The 13347-nt window shown below is 70.2% G+C and carries 11 protein-coding genes and 1 pseudogene; 6 read left to right on the forward strand and 6 right to left on the reverse strand.

Annotated features, from left to right (window positions below):
- Positions 1 to 47: 47 nt before the first annotated feature.
- Positions 48 to 707 carry a glutathione S-transferase family protein gene (locus ACE3UA_RS01815; RefSeq protein ID WP_374641890.1) on the reverse strand — a complete coding sequence of 220 codons (660 nt, stop codon included), beginning with the start codon at positions 705 to 707 and terminating at the stop codon, positions 48 to 50.
- Positions 708 to 851: 144 nt separating this feature from the next.
- Here ACE3UA_RS01815 and ACE3UA_RS01820 point away from each other — a divergent pair, with 144 nt between their 5' ends.
- From ACE3UA_RS01820 to ACE3UA_RS01840, 5 genes are all read left to right on the forward strand, one after another.
- Positions 852 to 2612, forward strand: a complete 1761-nt coding sequence (locus ACE3UA_RS01820; protein ID WP_374641892.1) for a helix-turn-helix transcriptional regulator — start codon at positions 852 to 854, stop codon at positions 2610 to 2612.
- Between the two features lie 215 nt (positions 2613 to 2827).
- The gene (ppk2, locus tag ACE3UA_RS01825; RefSeq protein ID WP_374641894.1) at positions 2828 to 3766 is read left to right on the forward strand and encodes a polyphosphate kinase 2; all 939 of its coding nucleotides are present in this window, start codon (positions 2828 to 2830) and stop codon (positions 3764 to 3766) included.
- A gap of 201 nt (positions 3767 to 3967) precedes the next feature.
- Positions 3968 to 4615 carry a DUF1007 family protein gene (locus ACE3UA_RS01830; protein WP_374641896.1) on the forward strand — a complete coding sequence of 216 codons (648 nt, stop codon included), beginning with the start codon at positions 3968 to 3970 and terminating at the stop codon, positions 4613 to 4615.
- Positions 4600 to 5493, forward strand: coding sequence for a nickel/cobalt transporter (locus ACE3UA_RS01835; protein WP_374641898.1), 894 nt, complete (start codon positions 4600 to 4602; stop codon positions 5491 to 5493). The genes ACE3UA_RS01830 and ACE3UA_RS01835 overlap by 16 nt, the downstream gene beginning before the upstream one ends.
- A 190-nt stretch (positions 5494 to 5683) precedes the next feature.
- Complete coding sequence (locus ACE3UA_RS01840) at positions 5684 to 7021, forward strand: MATE family efflux transporter (RefSeq protein ID WP_374641900.1); 1338 nt, start codon at positions 5684 to 5686, stop codon at positions 7019 to 7021.
- Positions 7022 to 7043: 22 nt separating this feature from the next.
- On the opposite strand, the gene ACE3UA_RS01845 is transcribed toward ACE3UA_RS01840, so the two are convergent.
- From ACE3UA_RS01845 to ACE3UA_RS01860, 4 genes are all read right to left on the reverse strand, one after another.
- Entirely contained in the window at positions 7044 to 9011 is a 1968-nt protein-coding gene (locus ACE3UA_RS01845) for an amidase (protein ID WP_374641902.1), read from the reverse strand.
- 75 nt (positions 9012 to 9086) lie between these two features.
- Positions 9087 to 10643 carry a trimethylamine methyltransferase family protein gene (locus ACE3UA_RS01850; protein ID WP_374641904.1) on the reverse strand — a complete coding sequence of 519 codons (1557 nt, stop codon included), beginning with the start codon at positions 10641 to 10643 and terminating at the stop codon, positions 9087 to 9089.
- A gap of 90 nt (positions 10644 to 10733) precedes the next feature.
- Complete coding sequence (locus ACE3UA_RS01855; protein ID WP_374641906.1) at positions 10734 to 11426, reverse strand: HAD family hydrolase; 693 nt, start codon at positions 11424 to 11426, stop codon at positions 10734 to 10736.
- Positions 11427 to 11428: 2 nt separating this feature from the next.
- Complete coding sequence (locus tag ACE3UA_RS01860) at positions 11429 to 11722, reverse strand: DUF3572 family protein (protein WP_374641908.1); 294 nt, start codon at positions 11720 to 11722, stop codon at positions 11429 to 11431.
- Positions 11723 to 11843: 121 nt separating this feature from the next.
- Between ACE3UA_RS01860 and ACE3UA_RS01865 the strand changes: the two genes are divergently transcribed.
- Positions 11844 to 13226 (forward strand): diguanylate cyclase, encoded by a 1383-nt coding sequence (locus ACE3UA_RS01865; RefSeq protein WP_374641910.1) that lies wholly within the window; start codon positions 11844 to 11846, stop codon positions 13224 to 13226.
- Here the strand turns inward: ACE3UA_RS01865 and ACE3UA_RS01870 are convergent.
- A pseudogene (locus ACE3UA_RS01870) lies at positions 13223 to 13347 on the reverse strand (IS5/IS1182 family transposase); the annotation flags it as partial. The gene ACE3UA_RS01865 and the pseudogene ACE3UA_RS01870 sit on opposite strands and share 4 nt — an antisense overlap.

Below are 13347 nucleotides of genomic sequence, written 5' to 3' on the forward strand. Positions count from 1 at the left end.
TTTGCACCAGTATGAAACCGGCTGGCCTGGAGATCGTCTCGCCGGTCTTACGCGGGTTCCGCCAGCCGCGCGGTCCACATCTTCTGGAAGGCCGGGCGCGACTGGCAGGTCTCGAGCCAGATCTTCACCGCCGGGAACTCGGCCAGGAGCGTCGGGTGGCCCTGGGCATAGCGCAGGCATTCGGCGAGGTTGAGGTCGGCCACGGTGAAGCGGTCGCCGACCAGATGGCTGTGGACGGCCAGATGCGCCTCGAGCCGTTTCAGCGGGCGGCGCAGCTTTTCGGCGCAGATCGCGATGGCGCCCTGGCCCTCGGGCGTCTGGTCGCCGCCGGCCCCGACGATGTTCAGGATCTCCAGCGCCGGGCCTTCCACGGCGGTGACGGCGAGAAGCGTCCACTGGTCGATCAACGCCTGTTCCGCCGGGGTGCGGGGACCGAGGTCGCCGCCACGGGTGCGGGCGATATGGTTGGTGATCGCCAGCGATTCGGTGAGCGTCAGGTCCCCCTCGACATAGGCCGGGATCTGGCCCTGCGGGTTGACCTGCAGGAAGGCGGCAGAGGTGGTGTTCAGCGGCGCGTCGGGGGCGCTGGCCTGCGGCAGCCGGTAGGCCTGGATCACCGGGACATGGTCGAAGGCCATGTCCAGCTCGTACATCAGCCAGACCGGGCGCGAGGCGCGGCTGCGGAAGACGCCGTAAAGGGTGGGCATCGGAAAACTCCTGTGGTGACGGGCAAAGCCTAGTGGGTGTAGAAGGCAAGAAAAAGGGGGCCCTTGCGCCGTTTGCCTGGGCCGCTTGCCTGTTGGTATTGCTTGTGCCGAATTGCGGGGCCGGAACGTGACCAGTGTGGCGAGATGACCGAGTCGGGGCCGAAAATCGTCACCGCATCCTTCGCCGATCGCGACCACCGGGCCGAGATCGTCGAGCGGCTTTACGACGTGGCGGTGGATCCGATCCGGCTGGAGGAACTGCTGGAGGTCTGGGAGGGCAGCGTCGCCCGCTTGCGCGACAGCGCCATCGCGCTGGAGGATCCCGAGATCGAGGCGCATCTGGCGCGGGCCTCGGTGTTCCTGGACCGCTATGAGGCGGCTGCGCGCGAGGCGGGGCCGCGTTCGGTGCTGGAGGAGATCCCGCGCTCGGCCGCCTTCCTGGCGGATGGCGGGGCGCAGGTCGCCGGCTGCAACCGGGCGGCGGTGGCGGCCTTCGGGGTCGCCGAGGGCGGGCCCTTCGCCGCCCTGCCCTTCGATGCCGAGGATCGCGAGCTGTTGCAGGGCGTGATCCGCAAGGTCGCGGCGCGGCGGGCCGAGAAGGTGGTGACGCTGCGCATCCGCTCGACCGTCACCGGCAGCCCGGTGATCCTGCGGGTCAGCCCGGTCGAGGGCGGCGGAGCAAGGCCGCTGGCGCTGGTGGTCTCGACCGAACTGGTCTGGCCCGAGGGTTTTGCCGACACGGTGCAGGAGGCCTTCGGCCTGACGGCGGCCGAGGTCGAGATCGTGCGCGGGGTGACGCTGGGCCTGCCGCTGCGCGACATCGCCGAGGCGCGGGGCCGGTCGCTGGAGACGGTGCGGACGCAGGTGCGCTCGGTCCTGGCCAAGACCGAGACGCACAGCCAGTCGGAACTGGTGCGCGTGGTGCTGGGGCTGATGGATGTGGCGCTCTTGCCCCTGGGCGGGCAGGCCGGTCCGGTGCCGCGCGGCGCGCTGGAGGCCCGGCCGGTGCAGGAGATGCGCGGGCCGGACGGGCGGCGGCTGACATGGATCGGCTTCGGCGATCCGGCGGGGCGACCGGTCCTCTACATGCATCTCGACTACGGGCTGATCCGCTGGCCCGCCGCGGCCGAGCGGGCGGCGGCGGCGCGGGGGCTGCGGGTGATCGTGCCGGTGCGGGCGGGCTATGGCCGCACCGACCCTCTGCCCAGGGGCGCGGACCATCTGGAGGGGGTGACGCAGGACTACGCCGCCGTGCTGGACCACCTGGGCCTGAAGGGCGCGGTGGCGTTGCCCCTGGGCGCGGACCTGCGCTTTGCGATGCAGCTGGCGAACCTGCGGCCCGATCTGGTGCGCGGCATCGTCGGCGCCGCCTGCCAGCTGCCGGTGCGCACGCCCGCGCAATACGAGCGGATGGACAAGTGGCAGCGCTTCATCCTGGCCAATGCGCGCCATGCGCCAAGGGTCCTGCCCTTCCTGGTGCAGGCGGGCTTCAGCCTGGCCCGCCGCCTGGGCAAGGAAGCCTTCTTCCGCCAGGTGAACGGCGGCAGCCCGGCCGACATGGCGACCTTCGCGCAACCCGAGGTCAAGGCGGCGGTGCTGGAGGGCTCGGAGGTCTGCCTGGCGACGAGATGGTCGGCGCATGCGGCCTTTTCCGCCGAATGCATCGGATCCGAGCGGGACTGGTCGGCGGTGGTGCATGCGGTGCGGGTGCCGGTCCGGCTCTTGCAGGGCGATCAGGACCCGCAGTCCCCGGTGCAGACGATCCGCGAACTGGCGGCGGACTATCCGCATCTGGAGGTGGAATTCCTGGCCGGGACCGGGCAGCTTCTGTTCTTCGCGGCCTGGCCGCAGGTGCTGGAGGCGGTGGAGCGGATGCAGGCGCAGGCCGCGGTCGCTTACCCTTGATGGGGTATGCGGGTCGTTCCGCCGGCGGCTAGTCTGGTCGGACCGCAAGGCATTGGCGGCCCCTCTTTCCGAGCTATCCTTGAGCCATGGGGCGGCAGGATCCGGACCCGCGCCGCCCCTTTTCCTTGTCTTTCGCGCCGGGGTTGATCCGGGTCAAGGCGGCGTGCAGGGTTTTGTGCATGGGTGCCGCCGGTGTACCCAGTGCAGGAGCGCAGATGCCCATGGACGACAGCAAGACGATCGACACCGCCGCCGCCGTGACCGCCGGGGCCCCTGCCGCGCCCGGTCCGAAAAGCTTTCCGGTGGCGGACAGCCCCCTGCACCAGGCCTTCGAATCCGGCCGCTACCCCTATGCCCGGCTGATGGGCCGCGCCACCTACGAGTCGGAAAAGGCCAAGCTGCAGGCCGAGCTGCTGAAGGTGCAGATCTGGGCGCAGGAGACCGGGCAGAAGTTCGTGATCCTGATGGAGGGCCGCGACGCGGCCGGCAAGGGCGGCACGATCAAGCGGTTCATGGAGCATCTGAACCCGCGTTACGCCCGGGTCTGCGCGCTGACCAAGCCTTCGGACGTGGAGAAGGGCCAATGGTTCTTCCAGCGTTACATCGCGCATCTGCCGACGGCGGGGGAAATGGTGTTCTACGACCGCTCCTGGTACAACCGCGCCGGGGTCGAGCGGGTGATGGGCTTCTGCACGCCCAGCGAATACCTGGAGTTCATGCGCCAGGCGCCGGAGCTGGAGCGGATGCTGGTGCGCTCGGGGATCCGGCTGTACAAATACTGGTTCAGCGTGACGCGGGAGGAACAGCGCGCGCGGTTCCTGGCGCGGGAGACCGATCCGCTGAAGATGTGGAAGCTGTCGCCGATCGACAAGGCGAGCCTCGACAAGTGGGACGATTATACCGAGGCGAAGGAGGCGATGTTCTTCTACACCGACACCGCCGATGCGCCCTGGGTGATCGTCAAGTCGGACGACAAGAAGCGGGCGCGGCTGAACTGCATGCGGCATTTCCTGTCGACGCTTGAATATCCGAACAAGGACCATGCCGTGGTCGGCACCCCCGATCCGCTGATCGTGGGCCGTGCGGTGCAGGTCCTGGGGATGGGGCCGGAAATCTATGACTCGGCGACCCATCCGGCGATGCAGCGCGGGTGAGGGACGGCTGCCGGATCGGGCGCTGGCGCGCGAGGCCTTTCCTCTCGTCGTCGGGGCTTGCGCCCTCCTCCTCGGCGTCGGGGGCATTCTGCCCCCGAACCCCCTGAGAGTATTTGCAAAAAGAGCAAGACCGGAGATTCCTTGCCAGGGAGTGCCGCGCCCCTCTTTTCCCCGGCGGCGCGGGGAACTAGGCTGCGGGCCATGCGGATGATCGGCCCGATCTGTGGAATTCTGGCGGCGGGCCCGGCGCTGGCGCATCCGCATGTGTTCATAGACACCACGGTCGAGGTGATCCTGAACGGGCGGAACGAGGCCACCGGGATCCGCATCGGCTGGACCTATGACGAGCTTTACTCGCTGTACATCATCGGCGACCTGGGGCTGGATCCGGATTGGGACGGCAAGCTCACGCCCGAGGAAGTGGCGCGGCTGTCGGGTTTCGACATGAACTGGGACCAGGGCTTTGCCGGCGACACCCATGCGGCGCAGGCCGGGGCCGGGCTGGCGCTGTCGCGGCCGATGGAGGTTTCGGCCTCATATGACGGGGGAAAGATCACCTCGACCCATCTGCGGGTCTTCGACGCGCCGGTGCCGCTGGCGGGGGGCGAGCTGGTGATCCGGGCCTATGATCCGGGCTATTACGTCGCCTATGCGATCCCCGGCGGCGCGGTGCTGACCGGGGGCGAGGGCTGTTCGGCCCGGGTGGTCAGGCCGGATCCCGATGCGGCGCAAGAGGACCTGCTGGCGGCGCTGGCGGGCTATGCGCCGGATGCGGATCCGGAGGCCGAGTTTCCCGAGGTGGGGGCGACTTTCGCCGACGAGGTGCGGGTGACATGCGCCGCGGGTTAGGGCTGGCCGGGCTGGCCCTGGTGCTGGTCCTGGTGCTGCTGTGGCTGGGCGGGGCGCTGGACGCGCCGGCCCTGTGGCTGGAGGCGGCGCAGCGCGCGACGCAGGAGCGGCTGGCGGGCGCGATCCGGGCCCTGCGCGGCGGAGAGCCGGGGGCGCTGGCCGCCTTCTGGGGCGCCTGCCTGGCCTATGGCGTGCTGCATGCGGCGGGGCCGGGGCATGGCAAGCTGGTGATCGGCGGCTATGGCGTGGCGCGGCGGGTGCCGGTCGGGCGGCTGGCGGGGCTGGCGCTCATCTCCAGCCTGGCGCAGGCGGCGGTGGCGGTGGCGCTGGTCTATTCGCTGGTCGCGGCACTGGGCCTGGCGCGCGGCGCGGTGGAGGGCGCGGCCGAGGACTGGCTGACGCCCATGGGCCATGCGATGATCGCGGGGCTGGGGCTCTGGCTGGTCCTGCGCGGGGTCCGGGGCCTGGGGCATGATCACGGGCACGACCACGGCCATGCGCATGACCACCGGCACGGACCGGGCTGCGGCCATGCGCATGGGCCCTCGGTCGCCGAGGTGGAGCGGGTCGCGGGCTGGCGCGACGCGGCGCTGCTGGTGGCGGGAATCGCGGTCCGGCCCTGTTCGGGCGCGCTGTTCGTGCTGGTGCTGACCTGGCAATTGGGGATCGCGCTGGCGGGGGTGGTCGGGGCCTTCGTCATGGGGCTGGGCACGGCGCTGGTCACGGTGGCGGTGGCGCTGATGGCGGTCTGGGCGCGCGAGGGCGCGCTGGCCGGGCTTGGCGGCGGGCGGATCGCGCGGATGATCCCGCTGCTGGAGCTGACCCTGGGCACGGCGATCGCGCTGGCGGCGCTGATGCTGCTGTGGCGCGGGGCCTGACGCCGCGGCGGAAGGCTCGGGCCGCGGATGCGGCGAGCGGACTCTGTTGCGCTGCGGCGCACCGGCCGGCCGCGAGGCCCTGTCGCGGCGGGCCTCTCCCTGCAGGCCGGGCCTGTCGCCGCGGCGCGGCGGATCCGGTGGCTTGTGAAGGCCGCGCCCCTTGGCTAAGCCTGACCGCATGACGCAGGACATGTCCAACTCCACCCACGCGAGGGAGACGCTCGCGCTGGGACTTCCCCTTGCGGGGTCCTCGCTGGCGCAGATGGCGCTGCATGTGACCGATGTGGTCATGGTCGGCTGGTATGGCGTGGTGCCGCTGGCGGCGGTGGTGCTGGGCGCCTCGTCCTTCTTCATCGTCTATGTGCTGGGCGCGGGCTTTGCCAAGGCGGTGCTGCCGATGGTCGCCGCCGCCCTGGCGCGGGGCGACGAGACGCAGGTGCGGCGGGACACGCGGATGGGGCTGTGGCTCTCGATCGGCTTTGGCCTGGCGGTGGCGCCGGTCTTCTGGTGGTCCGGGCCGATCCTGCTGGCGCTGGGCCAGAAGCCCGAGGTCGCGGAGCTGGCGCAGGGCTATCTGCGGATCGCCGGGGCGGGGCTGGTGCCGGCGCTGTGCGTGACGGTGCTGCAAAGCTACCTCTCCGCCTTCGGGCGGACGCAGGTGGTGCTTTGGGTCACGCTGGCGGCGGTCGGGCTGAACATCGCGGTCAACTGGCTCTTGATCTTCGGCAATTGGGGTTTTCCCGAGATGGGCGCGCGCGGCTCGGCCGTGGCGACGCTGAGCGTGCAGGTCATGTCGCTGCTGTTGCTGGGGCTATACGCCGGACTTCTGCCCGATTTGCGGAAGTTCCACCTGTTCCAGCGGTTCTGGCGGGCGGACTGGTCCTCGCTGCGGCTGGTCTGGCGGCTGGGCGTGCCGATCGGGCTGACCGGGCTGGCGGAGGGCGGGCTGTTCCATGCCTCGGCGCTGATGATGGGCTGGATCGGCACGGTAGAGCTGGCCGCGCATGGCATCGCGCTGGAGGTGGCGGCGCTGACCTTCATGCTGCATGTCGGGCTGTCCAGCGCGGCGACGATCCGGGTGGCGCGGTTCGAGGGGCGCAAGGAATGGCCCGCGCTGCGCCGGGCCGCCGGGGTGGCGGTGGCCCTGTCGCTGGTGGTGGCGGTCAGTTCGGTCACGGTGTTCCTGACCCTGCCCCGGCCGATCGTGGGCCTGTTCCTGGACATGGCCAAGCCGGAAAGCGCGGCGATCCTGGCCTATGGCACGGTGCTCTTGATGGTGGCGGGGCTGTTCCAGCTGGCGGACGGGATGCAGGTCATGGCGCTGGGCCTTTTGCGCGGGGTGCAGGATACGCGGGTGCCGATGATCCTGGCGGCGGTCAGCTATTGGCTGATCGGGATTCCCTGCAGCTACCTTTTGGCCTTCCAGGCGGGTCTGGGCGGGGTCGGGCTGTGGCTGGGGCTGGTGGTGGGCCTCTTCTGCGCGGCCGGCAGCCTGATGTGGCGGTTCTGGCGGCTGGCCCGGGTCTGAGCGGCGGGGGACCGGCGGCGGGTCAGGGATCCGACGCCGAAAGGTCGAGCATCGCGCCCTGCCCGTCCGCGAAAAGCGCGATCACCAGCGGGCCGTAGGGCGGAAGCCAGGGGCTGTGCCGGTGCGTGTTCCCGGCCAGGGTCAGGCTGGCCGAAGTGGCGGGCAGGCCGGGGACGGGCCGGTCGTCCACCCAGGCCCAGAGCATCGGCGCGCTGGCGGCCAGGGTCAGGCCAAGCCGCCCCTGCCGGCGCGAGATGGTGGCCGTGAGCCCTGGCGCATCCGTCTCGCGAGGGGACAGGACCGGCGGCGCGGGCAGGTCGGGGGTGCGCGGCGGCGCGGTGCGGCAGGGGCCGGTGGCCTCGAACGCCAGGGCCAGTTGCAGGAGCGCCGCGTCGTCATGGGCGCGGCCCGCGAAGGTCAGGCCCATGGGCATGCCGGTGTCCGCCATCCTGCCCATCGGCAGGGTGACGGTCGGGATGCCCAGGTGCCGGATCGCCAGGTTGCCGTTCGCGACCCAGGTGCCGTTGCGCCAGGCAAGATCGGCGGAGGCGGGATTGGTGTCGGCATCCGCAGGCGCCACGTCGGCCAGCGCCGGGAAGACCACGGCGTCAAGCCGAAGCGCGTCCATCCAGTCCTCGAGATCCTGCTTGCGGGTGGCTTCCAGGCCCTTGAGACCCTCCTCCAGCGTGGGAATCCGGCGGAAGTCGTCGCAGGGATGGGCGCGGGCCTGGTCGGGGTAATGGGCGATGTCGTCGTCGAACCCGGTATAGCGGTCGGGCAGCGCGCCGGGCGGCTGCGGAAAGATCGTCGCGCCGTCCACTTCGGCCAGGCTGCCCGGCGTGCCGCCGTTCGCGCGCAGGAAATCATCCCAGGACCAGGCGGAAAGGTCGACGATCTCGCGCTTGAGGTAGCCGGGCGGGACAAGGCCGCGCGTGGCGATCGAGGGCGCGCCGGGGCGGTCGGCTTCGTAGTTGGTGACCACCGGGAAATCGGTGACAAGGATCGTGGCCCCGGCCGCCTCCATCGCGGCTTTCGCAGCTTCCCAAAGGGCGATGATGGAGGCGCGGGTCTCGATCCGCTGGCCGGTGGGACCGCCGATCCCCTGCCCTCCGGCCTGGGCGTCGGCGTTGATGTACATGGCGGGGATGGCGATGCGCTTGCCCTTCAGCGTCGCGCTTGCCGCAAGGGCCGGGTAACTCGCGGGGCGATGTTGCGAGGGTTTCGGCAGGCGAACCCAGGGCTGGGCGCGCCAGAAGTCGCCGCGCGTCTCGGGATCGTCCGCGACCAGCGTGTCAAGAAGGAGCAGGAGGTCCGCCATGCTGCGGGTATGGGGGACGACCACATCCATCGTCGGCACCAGCGGCCAGTTGCCCCGGACCGAGATCACCCCGCGCGACGGCGTATAGGCGCAAAGCCCGTTCAGCGCGGCGGGGGCCCGGCCAGAGGACCAGGTCTCCTCGCCAAGGCCGAAGGCCGCGAAGCCGGCGGCGGTGGCCGTGCCCGATCCGTTGGAGGAGCCGGAGGCGAAGGCGGCGGTAAGCCAGTCCGCGCTGTAGGGGCTTTCCGCCCGGCCGTAGAGCCCGCGCTGCATGCCGCCGTTCGCCATCGGGGGCATGTTGGTCAGCCCGACCAGCACCGCCCCGGCGGCGCGCAGCCGGGCGATGGCAAAGGCATCGTCGCTGGCGATGAGCCCGGCAAAGGCGGGCGAGCCCGCGGCGACGCTCAGCCCCCTGGCCTTGTAACTGTCCTTGGCGGTGTAGGGGATGCCGTCGAGCGGGCCGAGCGCCTTTCCCGCCGCGCGCCGGAGGTCGGAGGCGCGGGCCTCCGCAAAGGCCTGCGGGTTCAGGACCGGAATGGCGTTCAGCCGGGGGCCGGAGCGGTCATAGGCGGCGATGCGCTGCAGGCAGGCGGCCAGCAGCGCGACCGAGGTGGTGCGGCCTTCGGCCAAAGCGGCGGCGAGATCGGCGAGGGAGGCTTCGACAGGGGTCATGTCGCGTCCTTTCGAAGGAGGGCGATGTCGTCGAAGACATCGCGCCGGAGCCTTTGACCGGGGTGATGCGCCGGGTCAGAAATCGGTCGGCGCGCCGCCTTCCTGCTTCCTTCGGGCGACAAAGCGGGTCAGTTCCTCTTGCGCCGCATGGTCCATCTCCGGCGCCTCGAATTCGGCCAGGATCTGCTTGTAGATCCGGTGCGCCCGCTCGACCGTCCAGACCGACCCGTCCGCCTGCCACGCCTCGTAGTTCCGCCAGTCGCTGACGAAGGGCGCATAGAAGGCGTGCTGGTAGCGTTCCTGGGTGTGCTGGACGCCGAAATAATGCCCTCCCGCGCCGACCTCGCGGATCGCGTCGAAGGCGAGGTCGTCCTCGGTCGTGGCCCAGGTCGCCCCCTCGAAATAGCGCTGGATCATCTGCAGGACCTCGCAGTCCATGATGAACTTCTCGGGGCTGGCGATCAGCCCGCCCTCCAGCCAGCCGGCGGCATGGTAGACCATGTTGGTGCGCGACTGGACCGAGGCCCAGAGCGAATTCGAGGTCTCCCACATCGCCTGCCCGTCGGGGACGTTCGCGGCGCAGACGCCGGAGGAGCGGAGCGGAAGGCGGTAATGCCGGACGAGTTGCCCGGTCATCTGCGTCGCGCGCATGTATTCCGGGGTGCCGAAGGCCGGGGCGCCGGATTTCATGTCCACGTTCGAGGTGAAGGTGCCGATGGCGACCGGGCAGCCCGGCGCGATGTATTGCAGCAGCGCGATGGCCGCCAGCGCCTCGGCGATCGACAGCGCCACCGCGCCGGCCAGGGTGACGGGGGCCATCGCCCCGGCAAGCGTGAAGGGCGTCACCACGACAGGCTGGCCACGCCGGGCCATCCGCATCGCGCCGTCGAGCATCGGATAGTCGTGCTTCAGGGGCGAGACCGAGTTGATGTTGGTATACATCCTTGGCTTCGCGTCGAATTCGGAATGCGACAGCCCGCCGGCGATGCGGACCATCTCCATAACGTCCTCGACCCGCTCGGCCCCCAGCGAATAGGCGTGGACCACCTTGTCGGTAAGGGTCAGCTTCTCGTAGAGGCAGTCGAGATGGCGGACGCTGGCGTGGATGTCCACGGGTTCCACCGGATAGCCGCCCGCGATGTGGATGCAGTTGAAATACTGCGTCAGCTTCATGAATTCCTTGAAGGATTCGAAATCGCCCGAGCGTTTGCCGCGCTCCATGTCCCAGGCGTTCGGCGGCGAGGAAACATTCACGAACAGCATGTGCTTGCCGCCCATGACCACCTCGCGCTCCGGGTTGCGCGGGGTGATGGTAAAGCTTTCGGGCGCGCGGGCGAGCATCTCCAGCACGAAATCCTCGTCCATGCGGACGTTGGTGCCGGTGACGATGCAGCCGGCGCGGCGCAGATGCTCCACCGCCGCGGGGTTCAGGAACTCGATCCCGATGTCGGACAGGATCCGCATCGCGGTCTTGTGGATGCGCTGCACGCCCTCGGCATCCAGGGGCTCGGTCGGGGCGTCGGGGTTGACCGGGATGCGCCAGGGCATCTGGTCGATGGCGGCCGAACCCGCGCGCACCTTCATGCCCGCGCGTCCACCGGCGCGTTTCTTACGGGTTGGCTCATCGGTCATCGGATCCTCCGCTGTCTTGGCGGCAGGATGACGGAAGCGAGGCAAGGATGGGAACCGCAAGAGCGACGCAAATGCGTCGTTTTCAGGCGATCAGTCGGGAAGTTGCGCCAGCCAGCCGGGAATGGCGCCGATGTCGGGCAGGACGACATCGGCATGGGGCGCCAGCGTGGCGGCGGCGGCCATGCCGGTCAGGACCGCGATGGTGCGCATCCCCGCGGCGCGGCCGGCGTGAAGGTCGTGCAGACTGTCGCCCACCATGGCGGTGCGGGCGGGCTGCAGGCCGAAGGCATGCAGGAAGCCCAGGCACATGCCGGGGCCGGGCTTGGCGCCATGGCCGGAATCGTAGCCGACGATATAGTCGAAAAGGCCGGTGATGCCATGCGCCTGAAGATGCCGCCGGGCCGGGGCCTCGGAATCGTTGGTCGCCACCCCCAGCCGCATCCCCCGGTCGCGCAGGCCGGTCAGCAGCGGGCGCAGCGGCACGGCCTCGGCCATGGGGGCGGTGCCGGCGGTGTCGTTGATCAGGTCGGTCAGATCGTCCAGCGTAAAGCCCGGAAGCTCGGGCAAAAGCGTGGTGGCGATCTGGGCCGCGGTCCCGGCGATCACCGGGCTGTCGGGGGCGAAGTCGCGGGCGGCAAGGTCATAGCCGATGGCCCGCGCCATGCGCTCGGCATGGGCGTCGTCCCGGGCGACGGAGGTCAGGAAGCCGGCGGCCCAGCCGCCCCAGGAGAGGCGGAAGTCGAACAGGGTTCCGTCCTTGTCGAAAAGCAGTCCGTCGATCATCTTCAGGTCCAGTCGGGCTCGGCCCCGCCGGGCAGGGCGGCGCGGGCGGAAAGCGGTGCGGCATAGGGCAGGCCTTCGTCATCGCAGAAGGCGATGACCTGGCGATCGTCCATGAGCAGGAAATCGAGAATCGCCAGTTGGAAGTCTGCATCCTGCGCGCGAGCGGCAAGTTCCGCCGGGCCCGCGCCGGTTGCAGCCATGAAGCCGCCGATCCGCCCGGCGTCGGCGGCAAGCCAGGCAAGCGCCCGCAACGCGAGCATCTGCGCGGATTCCCGCGGGTTCTGGGCCGGTTTCATGCTGATTTCCATCTGCCTCGGGCCCGAAATACTGCCTTCGCCGTAATTCGGAAAGGATTTCTTAACTCTCTCGGTAACAGACTGTACAGCACCTTGGTCATCCAGGCATGGCTGCGAAAAGATGAGTGGACGGATCCTAATTGTCGACGACGTGGCGACAAACCGCATCGTCTACCGGGCGCGCCTGGCGGCGGCCTTCTACGAACCCGTGCTGGCCTGCGACGGCGAAAGCGGTCTGGCGCTGGCGCTGGCGGAACGGCCCGACCTGATTCTGCTCGACATCGGCCTGCCCGACATTTCCGGCTACGAGGTGCTGCGCCGCCTCAGGGGCGATCCGCGGCTGCGCGACATTCCGGTGATCGCCCTGACCGCCGCGCGCGACAGCGAGACGCGGCTCAAGGCCTTCTCGGCCGGGGCGGACGATGTGATCGTGAAGCCGGCCAGCGACCAGGTGCTGCTGGCGCGGGTGCGCAACCTGTTGCGCACGCGGGCCGAGATCGTCTTTTCGGATGCCGAACTCCAGCCCGCCGGCCTGGCCGAGGCGGCGGCGACCTTCGAGCCCAGCGCCACGGTCGCGGTGGTGACCGGGCAGGCCGAGGTGGCGCGGCAGCTGCAGGCGGACCTTGCCGGGCAGTTGCGCGACCGGCTGGTGGTCCTGTCGCGCGCCCAGGCGCTGGCCGAGGCGGCGGCGGCGCAGGGGGCCGAGGTGCCGGATGTCTTCATCATCCATGACGAGGACGGCGATGCGGGCTCCTCGCTGCGGCTGGTGTCCGAGTTGAAGAGCAACCTCGCCACCCGGCATTCCGCGGTCTGCGTGGTCGGCCGGGCGGCCGAGGGCGAGGAGGCCGCGATCGCCTTCGACCTTGGCGCGGATGACGTGGTGGCGCCGCATGTCACCGCGACGGAACTGGCGCTGCGCACCCGCAGCCTCCTGCGCCGCAAGCGGCAGGGCGACCGCACCCGCGCCCGGATCGAGGACAACCTGCGCCTGGCGATGATCGACCCGCTGACCGGGCTGCACAACCGGCGCTATGCGGCGCAGGCGCTGACCGCGATCGCCGCCCGGGCGGTGGAGCGGGGCCGGGATCTTGCGGTGATGGTGGTGGACCTCGACCGCTTCAAGGTGGTGAACGACCAGCATGGCCATGCCGCCGGCGATGCCGTCCTGGCCGAGGTCGCGCGGCGGCTGCGGGCCAACCTGCGCGAGGGCGACCTTCTCGCCCGGATCGGCGGCGAGGAATTCCTGGCCGTCCTGCCCGACAGCGCGACGCCCGAGGCGCGGCGCGTCGCCGAACGGCTGTGCGCGGCGCTGGATGCGCGTCCGATCCGGCTGCCCTCGGGGCTGGGGCTGACGGTCACGGTCTCGATCGGGGTGGCGGTTTCGGCGCTGGCCGAGGGGATGCCGCTCTCGGTGGATGCGCTGGTGGAACAGGCCGATCTTGCGCTGCTGGAATCGAAGGGCGCGGGGCGGAACCAGGTGACCTACCGCAAAAGCGCGGCCTAGGCTGCGGACTCATAAGCGCGGGTCCATAGTCTTGAGCAGACGAGAAGGACGGCGGCCAGGTAGTTGGTCGCGGTTTTTTCGTATCTGGTTGCGATCTTTCGGAACTGCTTGAGCTTGCTGA

The sequence above is a fragment of the Tabrizicola sp. genome, assembly GCF_041919135.1.
Taxonomy (GTDB): Bacteria; Pseudomonadota; Alphaproteobacteria; order Rhodobacterales; family Rhodobacteraceae; genus Tabrizicola.

Bases quoted from the DNA above. Each gene is read 5' to 3' on its own strand.
- ACE3UA_RS01815 (WP_374641890.1), bottom strand. From the start codon at position 707: ATGCCCACCCTTTACGGCGTCTTCCGCAGCCGCGCCTCGCGCCCGGTC.
- ACE3UA_RS01820 (WP_374641892.1), top strand. From the start codon at position 852: ATGACCGAGTCGGGGCCGAAAATCGTCACCGCATCCTTCGCCGATCGC.
- ppk2 (WP_374641894.1), top strand. From the start codon at position 2,828: ATGCCCATGGACGACAGCAAGACGATCGACACCGCCGCCGCCGTGACC.
- ACE3UA_RS01830 (WP_374641896.1), top strand. From the start codon at position 3,968: ATGCGGATGATCGGCCCGATCTGTGGAATTCTGGCGGCGGGCCCGGCG.
- ACE3UA_RS01835 (WP_374641898.1), top strand. From the start codon at position 4,600: ATGCGCCGCGGGTTAGGGCTGGCCGGGCTGGCCCTGGTGCTGGTCCTG.
- ACE3UA_RS01840 (WP_374641900.1), top strand. From the start codon at position 5,684: ATGTCCAACTCCACCCACGCGAGGGAGACGCTCGCGCTGGGACTTCCC.
- ACE3UA_RS01845 (WP_374641902.1), bottom strand. From the start codon at position 9,011: ATGACCCCTGTCGAAGCCTCCCTCGCCGATCTCGCCGCCGCTTTGGCC.
- ACE3UA_RS01850 (WP_374641904.1), bottom strand. From the start codon at position 10,643: ATGACCGATGAGCCAACCCGTAAGAAACGCGCCGGTGGACGCGCGGGC.
- ACE3UA_RS01855 (WP_374641906.1), bottom strand. From the start codon at position 11,426: ATGATCGACGGACTGCTTTTCGACAAGGACGGAACCCTGTTCGACTTC.
- ACE3UA_RS01860 (WP_374641908.1), bottom strand. From the start codon at position 11,722: ATGAAACCGGCCCAGAACCCGCGGGAATCCGCGCAGATGCTCGCGTTG.
- ACE3UA_RS01865 (WP_374641910.1), top strand. From the start codon at position 11,844: ATGAGTGGACGGATCCTAATTGTCGACGACGTGGCGACAAACCGCATC.